Genomic DNA, 18,313 nt, shown 5'->3' on the forward strand with positions numbered 1-18,313 from the left:
ATCCCCCTCGGTTCGCCTCATGGGCGGCGAGGCGTTGCGCGGCGGGCCGTCCTCGGCGAGGTTGCCCGCCGAAAGGTCAGTCGGAAGGGATTCTATGGATCGGCGTGAGGCGCGGCTTGAAGGGATCAGCCGTCGCGGACTGATGGCTGGGGCCGCGGGCCTCGCGGGATTTGCGCTGGCCGGCAAGGCCTCGGCGCAAGGTCGGGGCTCGGATCGCGTCGAGGCGCTGATCGCCCAGATGACCATCGAGGAGAAGGCCGGGCAGCTGTCCTGCTACGCCGACATGATCCGCCCGCCGGTGGGCGACATGAACCCGGCGGTGAACCTGCGCAACACCCAGCAACTGCTGGCCGAGACCCGCGCGGGCAAGATTGGCACGCTGATGAACGGCGTCGGCGTCGAGGGCGCCCTGCTGGCCCAGACGGCGGCGGTGGAGCACTCGCGGCTGGGGATCCCGCTGCTGCTGGCGGCCGACGTCATCCACGGCTTCAAGACCGTCTATCCGATCCCGCTGGCCGAGGCCGCCGCCTTCGACCCGCCTCTGGCCGAGCGCACCGCTCGGGCGGCCGCGCAGGAGGCCACGGCCCACGGCCTGCACTGGACCTTCGCGCCGATGGTCGATGTGGCCCGCGACGAGCGCTGGGGTCGGGTGGCCGAGGGCTCGGGCGAGGACGTGTTCCTCGGCGAAGCCCTGGCCCAGGCCCGGGTGCGCGGCTTCCAGGGACCGGACCTGAAGTCGCCGGACTCGATGCTGGCCTGCGCCAAGCACTTCGCCGCCTACGGCGCGGTGGCGGCGGGCATGGACTACAACACCGTCGAGATCTCCGAGGCGACGCTGCGGGAGGTGCACCTGCCGCCGTTCCAGGCCGCCTTCGAGGCCGGGTGCCTCACCGCCATGTCGGCCTTCAACGACATCAACGGCGTGCCGGCCACGGCCAACAAGGCCCTGCTGACCGACCTGCTGCGCGGCGAGTGGAAGTTCCGCGGCGTGGTGATCTCCGATTACACCGCCGACCAGGAACTGGTGGCCCACGGCTACGCCGCCGACGACCGCGACGCCGCGCGCCTGGCGATCCTGGCGGGCGTCGACATCAGCATGCAGAGCGGGCTCTACAGCCGCTACCTGCCGGAACTCGTGGCCAGCGGCGCCGTGCCGATCGCGGTGGTCGACCAAGCCGTGCGCCGGGTGCTGATGCTGAAGGAGGCCATCGGCCTGTTCGATCAGCCGTTCCGCTCGATCGACCCCAAGGCCCAGGCCGCCCGCACCGCCACGCCGCAGATGCGGGCCCTCAGCCGCGAAGCCGGCGGCCGTTCGATCGTGCTGCTGAAGAACGACGGGAACCTGCTGCCGCTGCCGCGATCGGGCAAGCGCATCGCCCTGATCGGACCGTTCGCCGAGGACCGCGACAACATCCTGGGGCCGTGGGCCTTCTTCGGCGACAAGAGCCTGGGCGTGGACCTGGCCACCGGCTTCCGCCAGGCGCTGGAGGATCCCAACCTGCTGCGCACCGCCAAGGGCTGCGAGGTCGAGGCCTCGATCCCCGGCGGGATCGAGGCGGCCGTGGCCGCCGCCCAGAACGCCGACATCGTCGTGCTGGCGGTCGGCGAGGGCCAGAACATGTCGGGCGAGGCCCAGTCGCGCACCGACATCGGCGTTCCCAAGCCGCAGATGCTGCTGGCCGAGGCCGTGGCGGCGGTCGGCAAGCCCACCGTCGTGTTGCTGCGCCACGGCCGGGCCCTGGTGCTGGACGGGGCGGTCAAGAACGCCCCGGCGATCCTGGCCACCTGGTTCCTGGGCACCGAGACCGGCCACGCGGTGGCCGACGTGGTGTTCGGCGGCGTGAACCCCTCGGGCCGCCTGCCGGTCAGCTTCCCGTACGAGAGCGGCCAGCAGCCCTACGCCTACAATCACCGCACGACGGGCCGCCCCGCGCCGGCCGACAGCGAGATCCAGGAGTACAAGGCCCGCTGGCGCACGGTGAAGAACGAGGCGCTTTATCCGTTCGGCTACGGGCTTTCCTACACCACCTTCGCCCTGTCGGACTTGAAGCTGTCGACGACCAGCCTGGCCTGGAACGAGCCGCTGCGGATCACCGCCAAGGTGAAGAACACCGGTAAGCTGGCCGGAACCCACGTGGTGCAGCTCTATGTCCGCGACCGGGTGGCCAGCCGCACCCGGCCGGTGCGCGAGCTCAAGCGTTTCGCCCGCGTCGAGCTGCGGCCCGGCGAGACCCGCGAGGTGACCTTCGTCCTGCAGCGCGAGAGCCTGGCCTTCTATGGCGAGACCGGCTGGATCGCCGAGCCGGGGCTGTTCGACCTGTGGGTGGCGAATAGTTCGGTGGACGGGCTGAACGCGCAGTTCACGCTGCTGGGGGCGTAGGGGGATCACGCCCCCAAACTTGATAATCTTGCTTCCCTGGGCCTCGTGCCCAGGGTCCATCGTTCAGCCGCTCAAACCTTTCGGGTTTGGCGCGGTTTGAGCAGCGGCCGGCATGGGCCCTCGCCACAAGGGCGAGGGAAGCGAACTTTTGAGCTTTGGCTCCGGTCCGGCTCGAACCTCAGACCGCCGCTTCCATCTCCACGAACAACCCCCGCACCCAGTCGTTCACCCGGCCGTCGATGACCAGGTGCACGCGGTCTTCCGTCCCGCGATTGGCGACGCTGTGCGGGTCGGAGAGCTTCAGGTACCAGGCGCTGCCGGCCTCCATGGTCACGCGCAGGCCGTTGAGGCGGAAGTCGACCTCGGGGTTGGTGACGACCGGCACGTGGAAGCGCACGTGGGTCGATTCCGCGTCGAGCTCGAGGTCGGTGTGGGTCTTGATCACCGAGCCGGCCGCCAGCTTCATCAGCCGGGCGCTGGTGACCGGCATCGGGAAGGCGGCGATCACCTCGCGGAAATAGGGGCAGGGGGCCAGGAACGGGGTGTCCTCAAATTCCTTCGCCTCCGGGTCGGAATAGATCATCATCACCGGATGGGTCGCGCCGGCCTTGCTGCGCAGGGGGATGACGCTCCAGTCGCCCTCGTAGTTCTGCTTCACGAAGTGGGCGATCCAGTCGGTGGAGGCGGCCAGGGTCTCGAGGTCCGCGCGCAGCCGGCCGGGATCGAAGGTCAGCGGCAGGCGAAGGCGGTCTGGCAATCTCATCGCCCGAGCCTATTGTGCCGCTTCTCAACCGACAAGGGCTGGGTCCAGGCGTGCAACTTCCAGAGGGCGAGGCCCTGATCGAGCGCCTGCTCAGCGAGCCGGACGCCTGCGCGGGGCTGGCGGGGGTGTTCCGCGACGCGGATTTCATCGCCGCCCTGGACGCGCTGGCCGAACGCTGGGGCCTGGCCTCGCCAGCCGCCGTCGCGGGCGAGCGGCTGGAGCGGAAGCTGTTCGTGCATCGCGCTGTCGCCCCGCCGGCCGGCTGGCTGCCGATCGCCGTCGCTCCGGACGAGGATGCGGTAGACTGGGCCTTCTTCGGCGCGCGGCGGCTGACGGAGTCGTTCTTCGGCGAGAGCCTGCCGCCGGTGCGCTCCTCGCCGCTGAACCGCTTCGCGCGCCTGCGCACGCCGCTGGCGGCGCTGGAGGGACTGGCGGGACCGGCGCCGGACGGGCTCGTCTTCCACATGTCGCGCTGCGGCTCGACCCTGGTGGGGCGGATGCTGGGCGGGGCGCGGGGCTCGACCGTGCTGTCGGAGGCCGCGCCGATCGACGCGGTGGTCCGCTCCGGGCTGCCGCAGGCGCGGCGGGTCGGGCTGCTGCGCGGGGGGGTCGCGGCCCTGGGGCGTGCGCGCGGGGCGGGCGATGCGCGCCTCTTCCTCAAGCTCGACTGCTGGCACGCCCTGGCCTTCGACCTGTTCCGCGAGGCCTTTCCGCAGACGCCGTGGATCCACCTCCATCGCGCGCCGGAGGAGGTGCTGGTCTCGCACGCCCGCGACGTCGGCATGCAGATGGTGCCGCAGGTGGTGGCGCCGTCGGTGTTCGGCCTGGCCGAGCCCGAGGTTCCCGACGCCGACTATCGCGCCCGGGTGCTGGCGGCGATCGGCGAGGCGATGCTGGCGGCCAAGGCGCGCGACGGGGCGGGGCTGCTGGTCGGCTACGAGGCGCTGCCGGCGGCGGTGAGCGAGCGGATCCTGCCGCACTTCTGCTGGACGCCCACGTTGGAAGAGGCCGAGGCGATCGGCGCGGCCGCGGCGATCGACGCCAAGGCGGCCGGCCGGGTGTTCCGTCCTGACGGGGCGGGCAAGCGCGCGGAGGTGGACGCCGCGATCCGGGCTGCCTGCGCGCGGTGGCTGGATGACCTGCACGCGCGGCTTGAGGCCGCCTCGATCGGAAATGAAGGGGAAGGGGTGGAAGGGGCGCATCTGGGATTGGGGGGGTGATGCGCCCCTTCCTGGTCGCGGCGTGTCCGGGGGGGATGCCGCCGCGATCAGCCCCGCACCGTCGCGCGGGGATCTCGTGGGGGAGGGCCGAAACCCTCCCCCTTTAATCAAGCCTTCGGGGCGCCGCCGCCGAGGACCTTGTAGAGGGTGACCAGGTTGCTGGCCCGGGCCAGGCGCGCGTTGATCAGGCCCTGCTGGGCCGAATACTGCGTGCGCTGGGCGTCCTGCAGGGTCAGGGCGCTGTCGACGCCGCGGTCGTAGCGCAGCTTGGTCAGGCGGGCGGTGTCGGCGGCCGCGGCGGCCAGGCGTTCCTGGGCGGCCAGGCGGTCGCCGATGGTCGCCTGGGTCGCCAGGGCGTCGGCCACCTCGCGGAAGGCCGTCTGCACGGTCTTCTCGTAGGTCGCCACCGCGATCTTCTGGCTGGCCTTGGCGCCGTCCAGATTGGCCTTGTTGGCCCCGCCGGCGAAGATCGGCAGGCTGATGCTGGGCGCGAAGCTCCAGGCCTTGCCGCCGCTCTTGAACAGGTCGCCCAGGTCGGTGCTGGCGCTGCCGTACGAACCCGTCAGGCTGATCTGCGGGAAGAAGGCCGCGCGGGCCGCGCCGATGTTGGCTTCCGCCCCCATCAGGCTGTGCTCGGCCGACAGCACGTCCGGACGGCGGGTCAGCACGTCCGAAGGCACGCCCGCCGGCAGATCGGAGAGGATCTGCGCGGTGATCAGGCCGCCGGCCGGCAGCAGGTCGGCCGGCACGTCGGTCCCGGCCAGCAGGCGCAGGGCGTTCTTGTCCTGCTCGACCTGGGCCGTGTAGGTCGCCACGTCCGAACGGGCGGTCTCGGCCAGGGTCTGCGAGCTGCGCAGGTCCAGCTGCGAGACGGCGCCGGCGTCGAACTGGCGCTGGGTGAGGGCGAGGCTGTCCTCGCGGCTCTTCAGCGTGTCCTTGGCCAGGGCCAGCAGGTCCTGGTCGGCGGCCAGGGTCAGCCAGGCGTTGGCCGTCTCGGCGATCAGGCTGATCTGGGTCGCGCGGGCGGTCTCGGCCGTCGACAGATAGCTCTGCAGGGCGACGTTCGACAGGCTGCGGACCCGGCCGAACAGGTCGACCTCGTAGGAGGTCACGCCGACGCCGGCCGAGTAGCTCTCGATGTCGAGCGCCGAACCGGTCTGCGAGGTCGCCGCCGGGGTGTGGCTGCGGGTCTCGCTGAGCGAGGCGTTGACGCCCGGCAGCAGGTCGGCGCGCTGGACGCGGTAGGTCGCCCGGGCCTTGTCGATGTTGAGCACCGCGACCCGAAGGTCGCGGTTGTTGGCGAGAGCCAGTTCGATCGTCCCCGCCAGGCGGGGATCCTCGAAGACCTGTTTCCAGGCCAGGTCGCCGGCGCTCACGCTCGAACCGTTGGCCGAAGCCGTCGGCCAGCTGGTGGCGACCGGCAGGGCCGGACGCTCGTGCGGGGGAGCCAGGGTGCAGGCGGAAAGCGCGCTCGCCGCCAGCAGGGTGAGGGTCAGGTTACGAAGCATCTCAGTGGCTCTCGGTCGGAGCAACGGGGGCCTCGTCGTGGTGACGGGGCTTGGGCTTGAAGATCCGTTCGACGATCACGAAGAACAGCGGGACGAAGAAGATCGCCAGGATGGTCGCCGACAGCATGCCGCCGATGACGCCCGTGCCGATCGCGTGCTGGCTGCCCGATCCGGCCCCGTTGGAGATCGCGAGCGGCAGAACGCCGAAGACGAAGGCCAGCGAGGTCATGATGATCGGACGCAGACGGATGCGGACGGCTTCCAGAGTGGCTTCCACCAGGTTTCCGGTGCGCTCGTAGATCTCCTTGGCGAACTCGACGATCAGGATGGCGTTCTTGGCCGCCAGGCCCATGGTCGTCAGCAGGCCCACCTGGAAGTAGATGTCGTTGGACAGGCCGCGCAGGGTGGTCGCCAGCAGGGCGCCGACGATGCCGAGCGGGATGACCATGATCACCGACAGCGGGATCGCCCAGCTCTCGTAGAGGGCGGCCAGCAGCAGGAACACCACCAGGATCGAGATGGCGTACAGGGCCGGAGCCTGGTTGCCCGCCTCACGCTCCTGGGCCGACAGACCGGTCCATTCGAAGCTGATGCCGGCCGGCAGCTGGGCGGCGATCTTCTCCATGGCGTTCATCGCGTCGCCCGAGCTCTTGCCCGGGGCCGGCGAGCCCTGGATGTTCATCGACGACAGGCCGTTGTAGCGCTCCAGACGCGGCGAGCCGTAGATCCAGTGGGTCGTGGCGAAGGCCGAGAAGGGCACCATCTGGCCGGTGCTGTTGCGGACGTACCAGTTGTTGAGATCTTCCGGCTTCATCCGGTACTGGGCGTCGGCCTGCAGATAGACCTTCTTCACCCGGCCGCGGTCGACGAAGTCGTTGATGTACGACCCGCCCCACGCGGCGCTGAGAGCGGCGTTGATGTCCGAGGTGGTCAGGCCCATCGCCCCGGCCTTGGCCTGGTCGATGTCGATCTTCAGCTGCGGGGTGTCTTCCTGGCCGTTGGGACGCACGCCGACCAGGTTGGGATCCTGGGCGGCCATGCCCAGAACCTGGTTGCGGGCGGCGGTGAGGGCGTCATGGCCCACGCCGCCGATGTCCTGCAGCTGGAAGTCGAAGCCCGACGAGGTGCCCAGTTCCGGCACCGCCGGCGGCACGACGGCGAACACCATCGCGTCGCGGATCTGGCCGAAGGCCCCCATGGCGCGACCGGCGACGGCCTGGGCCTTGAGGTTGGCGGCCTTGCGCTTGTCGAAGTCCTTCAGGCGGACGAAGGCCAGACCGGCGTTCTGGCCCGCGCCGCTGAAGCTGAAGCCCGAGACGGTGAACACCGACTGCACGGCGTCCTTCTCGCCTTCCAGGAAGTGCGAACGGACCTGGTCCAGCACGCCCTGGGTGCGTTCCTCGGTGGCGCCCGGCGGCAGCTGGACGAGGGTGATCATGATCCCCTGGTCTTCTTCCGGCAGGAAGGCGCTGGGCAGGCGGACGAACAGCAGGCCCATGACCAGGATGATCACGCCGTAGATGGCCATCCAGCGGACGCTCTTGCCCAGGATGCCGCGCACGCCGTTCTGATAGCGGCCCGAGACGTCGTTGAAGCTGCGGTTGAACCAGTTGAAGAAGCGGTTGAAGAAATTGACGATCGCGCCCAGCGGACCCTTGTGGTCGGTCTGGAGCGGCTCGCCGTGGCCGCGGCTCGAGGGCTTCAGCATGGTGGCGCAGAGCGCCGGGGTCAGGATCAGGGCGACGATGACCGACAGGCCCATGGCCGAGACGATCGTGATCGAGAACTGACGGTAGATGACGCCCTGCGAGCCGCTGAAGAAGGCCATGGGCACGAACACCGCCGACAGCACCAGCGCGATGCCGATCAGGGCGCCGGTGATCTCGGTCATCGACTTGCGGGTCGCCTCGAGGGGCGAAAGCCCTTCCTCGCTCATCACCCGCTCGACGTTCTCGACCACGACGATGGCGTCGTCGACGAGCAGGCCGATGGCCAGCACGAGGCCGAACATGGTCAGGGTGTTGATGGAGTAGCCGAAGGCCGCGAGGATGCCGAAGGTGCCCAAGAGGACGACCGGAACGGCGATGGTCGGGATCAGGGTCGCGCGCCAGTTCTGCAGGAACAGGAACATGACGATGAAGACGAGGATGATCGCTTCGATCAGCGTCTTGATCACTTCGTGGATCGACAGCTCCACGAACGGCGTGGAGTCGTAGGGCACGACGTAGCGGTAGCTGCTCGGGAAGCTCTTCTCGAGCTGGGCCATGCGCTCCTTCACCGCCTTGGCGGTGTCGAGGGCGTTGGCGCCGGGGGCCAGCTTGATGGCCAGACCGGCGGCCGGTTTGCCGTTGAACTTGGCGTTCGAGACGTAGCTTTCGGCGCCCAGCTCGACGCGGGCGACGTCGCGCAGGTGGACGATGGCGCCGCCGGTGCTGTTCTTGACGATGATGTTCTCGAACTCTTCCGGCGTCTGCAGGCGCGACTGGGCCGTGATCGTGGCGTTCAGCGCGGTGCCCTGGACGTTGGGCGTGCCGCCCAGCTGGCCGGCCGAGACCTGGGCGTTCTGCGCCGTGATGGCGGTCGAAACGTCGGCCGGGGTCAGGCTGTAGGAGGCCAGCTTGTTCGGGTCGAGCCAGATGCGCATGGCGTACTGGGCGCCGAACAGCTGCACGTCGCCCACGCCGTCGACGCGGCTCAGCGGGTCCTGGATGTTGGACGCGATGTAGTCGGCCAGGTCGGTGTTGGTGGTGCTGGCGTCCTCGGAATAGAGGCCGACGACCATCATGAAGTTACGGGCCGACTTGGCGACCGTCAGGCCTTGCTGCTGCACCTCTTGGGGAAGCAGGGCCTCGGCGCTCGACAGCTTGTTCTGCACCTGCACCTGGGCGATGTCGATGTCGGTGCCGGCCTTGAAGGTCAGGGTCGTGGTGGCCGAGCCGGAGCTGTCGCTGGTCGACGACATGTAGTCCAGCCCGTCCAGGCCCTTCATCTTCTGTTCGATGACCTGGGTGACGCTGTCTTCGACCGTCTTGGCCGAGGCGCCGGGATAGGTGGCGGAGACCGAGACCTGCGGCAGGGCGATCTCGGGATACTGGGCGATCGGCAGCGTGCGGATGGCGAGCGCGCCAGCCAGCATGATCACGATCGCGACGACCCACGCGAAGATGGGCCTGTCGATGAAGAAACGGGACAGCATTGGGGGCCGGCCTTAGCGTTGAGCGGTGATGACGGAGGCCTTCACGGGCGCTCCGGGACGGACCTTCTGCAGGCCTTCGACGATGACCTGGTCGCCGACCTTCAGGCCGGAGGTGACCAGCCACTTGTCGCCAACCGTCTGGCCGACGGTGATCGGACGGGTTTCGGCCGCGCCCTTGGCGTTGACGACGGTCACGGTGGCGTTGCCCTTCGGGTCGCGGCTGACGCCGGCCTGCGGGATCAGCACGCCGTTGGAGGCCACGCCCTTGCCCAGGGTGGCGCGCACGTACATGCCCGGCAGCAGGGTGCCGTTCGGGTTGTCGAAGGTGGCGCGCAGGCCGAACGACCCGGTGGTCTGGTCGACGGTGACGTCGGCGAACTCCAGGCGGCCCGAAACCGGGTAGGTCGAGCCGTCTTCCAGCTTCAGGGTCACCTGGGCCGAGCCCGAGCGGCCGATCTGGCCGCCGGCCAGGTCGCGCTGCAACTGCAGCAGCTCGGCCGACGACTGGGTCAGGTCGACATAGATCTTGTCGAGGTTCTGGATGGTGGCCAGGGCGGTGGTCTGGCTGGCGGTGACCAGGGCGCCGGGGGTCACCGAGCTCTTGCCGATGCGGCCCGAGATCGGGGCGACCACGCGGGTCCAGCCCAGGTTGATGCGGGCGCTGTCGACGGCGGCCTTCTGGGCGGCGACGTTGGCGGCGGCCTGCTGGGCGCTGGCCTGGGCGTCGTCGTTGTCCTGCTTGGAGACGGCGTTGACGGCAACCAGTTCCTTGTAGCGATCGGCCTTCAGCTTGGCGGCGGTGTAGGTCGCCTGGGCCTGGGCGAGGCCCGCCTGGGCGCTGTTGACCGCCGCCTGGAAGGTGGCCGGGTCGATCTGGTAGAGCGGCTGGCCGGCGCGGACATAGCCGCCTTCCTGGAACAGGCGGGCCTTGATGATGCCGCCGACCTGCGGACGCACTTCCGAGACCAGATAGGCCGAGGTGCGGCCCTGAAGTTCGCTGGTCAGGGTCACCGGCTCGGTCTTCACGACCACCACGCCCACGGGCGTCGGACCGCCCGCGCCCATGCCGCCCGCGGCTCCGCCCTTGCCTTGCCCGCAGGCGACGAGGGTGAGCGAGACAGCCGCCAGAAGAACCGCCGAAGCGGCGAGCGGACGTTTGATAGCCATGGATATCCCCGGAGCGTCAGAGCGCCGCAAGGAGGGAGGGACCCTTGACGACGCGCCTATGATGAACAATTTGAGAATGAACGTTCATTCTCAATTGCGCTGGACATAGGCCCGGGGTAAGGCGAAGTCAACACCCCGGCAGGCTGGCTTAGTTGACCTGACGGAAATGTAATGGAGAGCGAGACCCTCGATGGTCGACGTGAGTTCAAGCGCCAAGCCGACGCCCGAGGCGCGGCGGCAGCAGATTCTGGATGCGGCCTGCGACATCGTGCGTCGCTCGGGCTTCCATGGCGCCAGCATGGCCGAGATCGCCAAGGCCGCCGGCCTCAGCGTGGGCCAGATCTACCGCTACTTCGAGAACAAGGAAGCCATGGTCGCGGCCATCGTCGCCCAGGACCTGGCCGAGATGCGCGAGAAGTTCGCCGAGCTGGAAAGCCGCCCCGGCACCCTGCTCGACGCCATGCTCGATCACATCGATGACGCCGTGGGCAAGTGCTACGACCCGCGCCGCGCGCCGCTGGTGCTGGAGGTGATGGCCGAGGCCTCGCGCAATCCCAAGGTCGCCGCCATCGTCCGCGCCGCCGACGAGCAGGAGCGTCTGCTGGCCCGCAGCATGCTGGAGCGCAGCCGCAAGCCCGAATGGAGCGACGAGGAATTCGCCGCCCGCACCGAGATGATCGGCGCGATGTTCGACGGCCTGGTCATGCGCAGCGTCAACCACCCCGACCAGGACCGCACGGCCATCGCCCAGACGATGAAGGCGGTGCTGACCTGCCTGCTGGGGTAGGGGCGACCTAGGAAACTCCAACCAAATCTCCGTCATCCCGGCCGAAGGCGCGCCAGCGCCGTAGAGCCGGGACCCAGAGGCCGCCGCATGGCGTCGGCTGGCGATAGGATGGCGGATTTTGCCGCCACGCCCGGTCTCCTGGGTCCCGGCTCTCCGCTTCGCTGCGGCCGGGATGACGAGGGGAGGGGAAGCGGCGCCTTACGGCACCAGATAGCGCCGTAGGGCCGGCACGGCGACGGCCAGTTCGTCGGTGACGATCTTCGAGAAGTAGTCGGCGCCGTCGCGGCCCAGGTGGGTGTAGTCGAACGACAGCTTGGCTTGGCCCATGGGCTCGACGGCGGCGTTGTTCTGGGCCTGGGCGGCGGGCGCCGGCGCAGCGCCGGGCGCGGCCGGAGCCGCCGGCTGGGCGCTGATCGTCGTGCCGGTGCGGGCGGCGGCCAGCACCTCGGCGGAGGGCGGCATCTGGGCGAAGCGGGTGGCCTCGGCCGCGCCCATGGCCTGGACGGCGGCGTAGGACTTGGCGTGCAGGTCGACCAGGGGCGTTCCGGTCTCGGCGGCGACCTTGCGGGTCGCCTCGGCCCAGGGACCCAGGTCGTCGATCAGCTTGCCGTCCGTGAACTGGCGACGGGTGAGCGGCGTGACCAGCACCGGCTTGCCGCCGGCGGCGCGCACCTCTTCCACATAGCGTTTCAGGTTGGCCGGAAACTCGGTGGCGAGGTCCGTCGAGCGGCCCGGCTTGCCCGGCTGGTCGTTGTGGCCGAACTGGATCAGCACATAGGTGTCGGTGAAGCCGCCCGAGCCGATCTCCTTCAGCGCCACGCGCCAGGAGCCCTCGGTGCGGTAGTTGCCGCTGGAGCGGCCGCCGCGCGCCAGGTTGATGCAGGCGGCGAACGAGGTCAGGTGCTGGCCGCAGAAGCTGGGCCCCCAGCCGCCGATCACGGCGGTGGTGGAGTCGCCGACCAGCACGATCTTCACGGCGCGGAAGACGGGCGGTTCGGGTTCGGCAACGGGGGTCTGGGCTTGGGCGGCGAGGGGCGTCGCGACGAGGGCGGCGGCGAGGAGGAGGGACTTCAGGCGCATGTCGGCTCCGAGGTCTGAGAAGGAAGATGCTCCCCCCTCTGGGGGAGCTGTCGCGGAGCGACTGAGGGGGAGGCCGCCCTGCGGGCGGCCCCCTCCGGCCCTCTGGGCCACCTCCCCCAGAGGGGGAGGATCTACGATCAATCCAGCGCGCGGTACTTGAAGTTCCGGAACCGCGCCGAGCCCTTGCCGGCGGCATAGAGGCCCGGTTTCAGCATCAGGAAGCCGCCGCGCACATTGTGGTGGTAGCCGCTGACCTCCATGCCGCGGTCGAACCGCTTCCAGGTCTTGCCGCCGTCGCCGCTGGTGTGGAAGGCCACGATGTGGCGGGTGTTGCGCAGGCGCAGGAGCATCTTGCTCCCATGCGGATTGGCCGGCCGGCCGCGCTCGATGCCGTACTGGTGGGTGACGAAGTTCTTCTGATCGAACCCCAGGCCGCAATAGAGCTGGCGGTCGTAGAACAGGATCAGGCCCGCCCGGGTCTCCGGATCGACCTCGATCTCGCATTCGATCTCATAGGCCTGGTCGCCATTGACGAAGATCAGCGGTGAACCCGTCGATGGCGCCTCGCCCGCGCCCTTCAGGGTCAGTACGCCGCTTCCGCGGCTGATGCGGTCCTGCTCGCCGGGCTTGGGATCGAAGAAGTTCCACTGCACGCCGTACTTGTCGGCGCTGAAGTCGTCCGACAGGGCCATGCCGTGCGGGCCGCTCTTGCCGCCTTTCGGTTTCTTGATGGGCTTGGCGAGGTCGCCGCCGCCGATTTCGAACCAGCCGTCCTTGGTCCAGGTGACCGGGGCCAGCAGGGTCTGGCGGCCAAGCGTCCAGTAGCCGTTTTCGTAGCCGTGATAGACCGTCCACCAGTCGCCGGGCGTGGGGCCCTCGACCAGGGTGGCGTGGCCGCGCGACCACCACTTCTCGGCGTTGTCGACGGTGCGGACCAGCGGGTTGCGGGGATGGTTCTCCCACGGGCCGGCCAGCGATTTGGCGCGCGCGGCGATGACCATGTGGCCGGTCGGCGGGCCGGCCGTGCCGCCCACGGCGGTGATCATGTAGAACCACTCGCCGCGCTTCATCACCTTGGGGCCTTCGGGCGAGAAGCCCTCGACGTCCCAGTCGTCCGGATAGCGCCACGGATCATAGACGTGCTCGGGCTTGCCCACGGTCGATAGGCCGCCCGGGGCCAGCTTGATGCGGTCGCCGCCCGACAGGAACAGCCAGCGCTCGCCGTTCTCGTCGACGATGTGGCCGGGGTCGATATAGCCGGGCAGCTTCAGGTCGATCGGCTCGGACCACGGGCCTTCGATCCTGTCGGCCCAGATCACGTAGCTGGTGTTGTTCTTGGGGAACTTGGCCGGGATGTAGAGGTAGTAGCGGCCCTTGTGCTTGCACAGCTCCGGCGCCCAGACCGAGCCGATGTTGGTCTTCAGGGTCGGCGCCACCGGCGTCCAGTTCACCAGGTCCTTGGAGTGCCAGATCAGCAGGCCCGGATAGGCGTCGAACGACGAGTGGGTCATGTAGTAGTCGTCGCCGTCCTTGAGGATCGACGGGTCGGGATGGTCGCCGGCCAGGATGGGGTTGAGGAACGTCCCGTCGCCCAGGTCGGCCTTGCGCTGGCCTTCGATCCCCTTGGTCCAGGTCGGGCCGCTCGCGCTCTTGGCGGGCAGGGCGCCGACGCCTTCGGCCGCGGCTGGGAGGGCGGCGGCTGCCGCCGCTCCGGTCAAGAGAGAGCCTAAAGCGCCGCGGCGGCTGAGGTCGGCCATGTGTTTCCTTCCCAAGGCGAGGCCGCGCGTCCTTGCGTCGCGCTGACCTGTTACCGGTCACTAAAGCGGTGCGGCGTCGCTTTGTCTACCGGTGTCATAACCCATTTTCCGACGATAACGCCGTCACTGGCGAGGGCAAAAGAAAACGCCCGGGAGCGGGGCTCCCGGGCGTTTGTCTATCGAGGAACCTCCCCCTGTGGGGGAGGTGTCGCCGAAGGCGACGGTGGGGGGACGTTTTCAGCCGCCGAGGCGCTGGCCTTCATCCCCCCACCGACCGCTTCGCGGTCGCCTCCCCCACGGGGGGAGGTTCTTTCCTCAACCCTCCATCGCCTCCAGCTCCTTGCCACGGGTCTCGTGGATGAGCTTCTGGACGAGGAAGAACGAGACCACGGCGCTGGCCGCGTAGAAGCCGTAGGTCGCCGACAGGCTCAGCTTGGCCATGGCCGGGAAGCTGAACGAGATGGCGAAGTTGGCGATCCACTGGGCGAAGCCGGCGACGGCCAGGGCCGAGCCGCGCATCTGGTTGGGGAACATCTCGCCGAGCATGACCCACATGACCGGACCCCAGGAGAGGTTGAAGAAGATCACGTAGAGGTTGGCGGCGACCAGGGCGATCGGGCCGACCGAGGCGTCCAGGTGCAGGGCGCCGTTGACCGTGGTGGCGGTCGAGAAGCACCAGGTCAGCACGCCCAGGGTCACGGCCATGCCGGCAGAGCCGATCAGCAGCAGCGGCTTGCGGCCGAGACGGTCGATAAGGGCGATGGCGGCCAGGCAGGCCAGGATCGACAGCGCGCCCGACAGGATGTTGATCTTCAGGCTGTCGTCCTCGGTGAAGCCCACCGACTGCCACAGCACCGAGCCGTAGTAGAAGACGATGTTGATGCCGACGAACTGCTGGAAGATCGCCAGGACCAGGCCGGCCCACAGGATCGGACGGATCTTGCGGGTCGTGGGGTCCAGCAGGTCGGAGAACTTCGGCTTGTGGTCGGCGCTCAGCGAGGCGCGGATCTCGGCGACCTTGGCCGCGCCGGCGCCCGCGCCGAACAGGCGCGAGAGGATGGCTTCGGCCTCGGCTTCCTTGCCCTTGGCGACCAGGTAGCGCGGGCTTTCCGGAATGGTCAGCAGGGCCAGGAAGAACACGCCGGCCGGGATGACCTGCATCCAGAACATCCAGCGCCAGGCGGGCAGGCCCAGCCAGAACTCGGCGGTCGAGCTGCCGGCGGTGTGGGCCAGCACGTAGTTGGCCACGAACGCGCCGGTCAGGCCGGTGATGATCATGATCTGCTGCACCGACGACAGGCGGCCGCGGATGTTGGCGGGCGTGACTTCCGAGATGTAGACCGGGCACAGCACGCTGGCCGCGCCGACGCCCAGGCCGCCGATCAGGCGGAAGATGACGAAGACGGTCGAGGTGTGGGCCGCGCCCGTGCCCAGGGCGCTGATCACGAACAGCAGGGCTGAGATGATCATCACCGTGCGGCGACCCCAGACGTCGGCCAGGCGACCGGCGGCGAAGGCGCCGACGGCGCAGCCGATCAGGATGGCGGCGACGTTCAGGCCGGTGCCGAACTCGGTGAGCTTGAAGGCGCTGTTGAGGCCTTCCTGGGTGCCGTTGATGACGCCGCTGTCGTAGCCGAACATGAAGCCGCCGATGGTGGCCACGGCCACGATGGCGGCGACGAAGGCCATGTTCACCTTCGCGCCGTCGGCGCTCATGCCGGCGCTTGGACCGGCGCTGGAAACTGATGCCACTGGAGTCCTCCCCGAACTGGCCCCCTCTCGGGGCCATGCTTGATCCCTAACGCGCCCCCGTTGGGGACCTTAGTTGCCGGCGACCTTAGTGTTACCGGTATCAGCGCGCAAGTGGCCGTTTTTGCGGGATTCCCGCTTCGCAAGCCGCCGCGTCGCCGACGGATAGTGTCAGGTCCAACGATGCTCGCAAGAGGTGATGGCAACGTTGTCATTTTCTGGTCGTCCAGCGCCGGGCCGGGCTGTGACCGAAGCGTGGCGCCGGCGCCACGCGGCCTGGCCCTACTGCAACATTGCCGAAAAGAAATTTGCCCCGTGAAACCGGCCGCGCTTTACCGCTGGAGGTCGAGCCCAGCGCGGACGGTCCGCTCGCGGCGCCTCGACCGACCACCTCGGGGGAGCGCGCCTTGCGCCTGAAGACCATCCTGCTTTCCGCCACCGCCATGATCGCGGCGCCGTGCCTGGCCCTGGCCCAGACGGCGGCTCCGGCCCCCGCGCCGGCCGCTCCGAAGAGCGCGGCCCCCGCCGCCGTCGAGGGCGTGACGGTCACCGGCGACAACACCGCCATGCGCAGCTCGATCGACCGCCGCAGCTACAGCGTCGCCAACGACCTTTCCGCCCGCACCGGCTCGATCGCCGACGCCCTGCGCAACATCCCCTCGGTCGAGGTCGACGTGCAGGGCAATGTCAGCCTGCGCGGCGACAGCAGCGTCACCATCCTGATCGACGGCAAGCCGTCTGGCATGTTCAACGGCGACGGCCGCGGCGACGCCCTGCAGGCCATGCCGGCCGACCAGATCGACCGGGTCGAGGTGATGACCAACCCCTCGGCCGCTTTCCGTCCCGACGGCACGGCCGGGATCATCAACCTGGTCACCAAGAAGACCCGCAAGCCCGGCGGCACGGGCACGGTGCGCCTCAACGCCAGCACCGACGGCCGCTACAACGGCGGCGTCAGCGGCAACTACGTGAAGGACAAGCTGACCCTGTCGGGCGATGTCGGCCTGCGCCACGAAAAGCAGGAGGCCTGGCAGTCGATCCAGCGCCAGACCGCCGCCGGCGCCAGCAGCCAGGACGGCGCCTTCGAGAACAAGGGCGACATGGTCAATCTGCGCGGCGGCGTCGACTACGACGTCACGCCCAAGGACCGCCTGAGCGGCGAAGTCCGCTATCGCCGCATGAAGTTCGATACGACGGGCGAGGAGACCTACGACTATGTCGGCGCGGCCTCCGACTACGCGCGCTCGACCGACGCGTCCATGACGCGCGACAACGCCGGCGTCAGCGCCGACTGGCGGCGCCAGTTCAAGGGCGCCGAGCACCTGCTGACCGCGCACCTGGAATACGAGGAGACCGAGTTCTCGCGCGACTCCAGCGCCGTCAACGACTACGCCGCCGCCAGCGATCTCTATGAGCGGTTCGGCTTCGGGGCCAAGCAGAAGCGCGCCAACTTCAAGACCGACTACGCCCAGCCCGGCGTCGGCGGCGGCACGCTGAAGACCGGCCTCGATTTCGAGTGGACCAAGAACGACTACGACAATCACGGCGAGACCGGCCCGTCCTGGAACGCCCTGACGGTCAGCGCCGCGCGCACCAACCGCTTCCTGTTCGACCAGGACGTCTACGCGGCCTATGTCACCTACGAGAAGGCGTTCGGCGACTTCACCGCCCAGGGCGGCCTGCGCGCCGAGCAGGTGGAGATCGAGGGCGATCAGGTCACCAGCGCCCAGACGTTCTCCAACGACTACTTCAAGGTCTATCCCAGCCTGCACCTGGGCTACACGGTCAACGAGAACAACAGCCTCAAGGCCAGCTACAGCCGTCGCGTCCAGCGCCCGCAGGTGCAGGACCTGAACCCCTATCCGGTCTACCAGGACCCGCAGAACTACCGGGCCGGCAATCCGTACCTGAAGCCGCAGGTCACCGACTCGTTCGAACTGGGCTGGCAGTACCGCAAGGGTCCGGCCTACTACTTGGCCACGGCCTATTACCGCACCAGCGACGGCGTGGTGACCGACGTGGTCGAGGATCTGGGCGGCGGCGTCTTCCTGACCACGCGCGAGAACCTCAGCAAGAGCCGCAACGGCGGGCTGGAGCTGGTGGCCAACGGCCGCCTGACGCCGAAGATCAGCTACAACGTCAGCGCCAATGCCTTCTGGAACGAGATCGACGCCAGCAACCTGGGCTTCGCCGGCGCGCGCTCGGCCACCACCCTGTCGGGCCGCGCCAACGTCAACTGGCAGGCCACGCCCAAGGACTTCTTCCAGATCAACGCCTTCAGCTCGGGCAAGCGCCTGACCGCCCAGGGCCACCGCGAGCCGTTCCAGATGGTCAATCTGGGTTACCGCCGGAAGGTCAACGACCGGCTGTCGCTGGTCGTGACGGTGCAGGACGCGCTCGACAGCTTCGAGGACAAGGTCGTCACCGACACCGCGACCCTGAAGGACGTCACCGTGCGCACCGCCAATGTGCGGGCGGCGTTCTTCGGCTTCACCTGGTCCTTCGGCGGCGGCAAGCCCAAGCCCGAACAGTTCGACTTCGGCTCGGGGGCCGTCGGGGGGTGATGGGCTTAAGATCCTCCCCCTCTGGGGGAGGTGGCCCAGAGGGCCGGAGGGGGTAAGCGCGGCGCTGGGGGGGGGGGGGGGGGGGGGGGGGGGGGGGGGGGGGGGGGGGGGGGGGGGGGGGGGGGGGGGGGGGGGGGGGGGG

The 18,313-nt window shown here is 69.2% G+C and carries 11 protein-coding genes and 1 pseudogene; 4 read left to right on the forward strand and 8 right to left on the reverse strand.

Features of this window, described 5'->3' with window-relative positions:
• The first annotated feature begins 142 nt into the window (after positions 1-142).
• Entirely contained in the window at positions 143-2,380 is a 2,238-nt protein-coding gene (locus AC07NS_RS25060; RefSeq protein ID WP_494607740.1) for a glycoside hydrolase family 3 N-terminal domain-containing protein, read from the forward strand.
• A gap of 178 nt (positions 2,381-2,558) precedes the next feature.
• Here the strand turns inward: AC07NS_RS25060 and AC07NS_RS25065 are convergent, their stop codons facing one another.
• The gene (locus tag AC07NS_RS25065) at positions 2,559-3,143 is read right to left on the reverse strand and encodes an aspartyl/asparaginyl beta-hydroxylase domain-containing protein (RefSeq protein ID WP_494607742.1); all 585 of its coding nucleotides are present in this window, start codon (positions 3,141-3,143) and stop codon (positions 2,559-2,561) included.
• 50 nt (positions 3,144-3,193) lie between these two features.
• Here AC07NS_RS25065 and AC07NS_RS25070 point away from each other — a divergent pair, with 50 nt between their 5' ends.
• Entirely contained in the window at positions 3,194-4,363 is a 1,170-nt protein-coding gene (locus tag AC07NS_RS25070) for a sulfotransferase family protein (protein WP_494607744.1), read from the forward strand.
• Between the two features lie 107 nt (positions 4,364-4,470).
• On the opposite strand, the gene AC07NS_RS25075 is transcribed toward AC07NS_RS25070, so the two are convergent.
• Genes AC07NS_RS25075 through AC07NS_RS25085 form a run of 3 tightly spaced genes read right to left on the reverse strand, consistent with a single transcriptional unit; the run spans position 4,471 to position 10,234 of the window.
• Positions 4,471-5,871 carry an efflux transporter outer membrane subunit gene (locus AC07NS_RS25075; protein WP_494607746.1) on the reverse strand — a complete coding sequence of 467 codons (1,401 nt, stop codon included), beginning with the start codon at positions 5,869-5,871 and terminating at the stop codon, positions 4,471-4,473.
• A gap of 1 nt (position 5,872) precedes the next feature.
• Complete coding sequence (locus AC07NS_RS25080) at positions 5,873-9,067, reverse strand: efflux RND transporter permease subunit (RefSeq protein ID WP_494607748.1); 3,195 nt, start codon at positions 9,065-9,067, stop codon at positions 5,873-5,875.
• Between the two features lie 12 nt (positions 9,068-9,079).
• Positions 9,080-10,234, reverse strand: a complete 1,155-nt coding sequence (locus AC07NS_RS25085) for an efflux RND transporter periplasmic adaptor subunit (protein ID WP_494607749.1) — start codon at positions 10,232-10,234, stop codon at positions 9,080-9,082.
• A 190-nt stretch (positions 10,235-10,424) separates the two neighbouring features.
• Between AC07NS_RS25085 and AC07NS_RS25090 the strand changes: the two genes are divergently transcribed.
• Positions 10,425-11,021 (forward strand): TetR/AcrR family transcriptional regulator, encoded by a 597-nt coding sequence (locus AC07NS_RS25090; RefSeq protein WP_494607751.1) that lies wholly within the window; start codon positions 10,425-10,427, stop codon positions 11,019-11,021.
• Between the two features lie 32 nt (positions 11,022-11,053).
• On the opposite strand, the pseudogene AC07NS_RS25095 reads toward AC07NS_RS25090, so the two are convergent.
• From AC07NS_RS25095 to AC07NS_RS25110, 4 genes and pseudogenes are all read right to left on the reverse strand, one after another.
• A pseudogene (locus AC07NS_RS25095) lies at positions 11,054-11,196 on the reverse strand (hypothetical protein); the annotation flags it as partial.
• A 23-nt stretch (positions 11,197-11,219) separates the two neighbouring features.
• Complete coding sequence (locus AC07NS_RS25100; RefSeq protein WP_494607753.1) at positions 11,220-12,101, reverse strand: rhamnogalacturonan acetylesterase; 882 nt, start codon at positions 12,099-12,101, stop codon at positions 11,220-11,222.
• A gap of 137 nt (positions 12,102-12,238) precedes the next feature.
• The gene (locus AC07NS_RS25105; protein WP_494607755.1) at positions 12,239-13,858 is read right to left on the reverse strand and encodes a family 43 glycosylhydrolase; all 1,620 of its coding nucleotides are present in this window, start codon (positions 13,856-13,858) and stop codon (positions 12,239-12,241) included.
• Between the two features lie 315 nt (positions 13,859-14,173).
• Positions 14,174-15,610: a sugar porter family MFS transporter gene (locus AC07NS_RS25110; RefSeq protein WP_494607757.1), complete on the reverse strand. Its 1,437-nt coding sequence runs from the start codon at positions 15,608-15,610 to the stop codon at positions 14,174-14,176.
• A 404-nt stretch (positions 15,611-16,014) separates the two neighbouring features.
• On the opposite strand from AC07NS_RS25110, the gene AC07NS_RS25115 reads away from it, so the two are divergent.
• Positions 16,015-18,171 carry a TonB-dependent receptor domain-containing protein gene (locus AC07NS_RS25115; RefSeq protein ID WP_494607759.1) on the forward strand — a complete coding sequence of 719 codons (2,157 nt, stop codon included), beginning with the start codon at positions 16,015-16,017 and terminating at the stop codon, positions 18,169-18,171.
• The last annotated feature ends 142 nt before the right edge of the window (positions 18,172-18,313 follow it).

The organism is Caulobacter sp. GW821-FHT10A10, assembly GCF_059415745.1.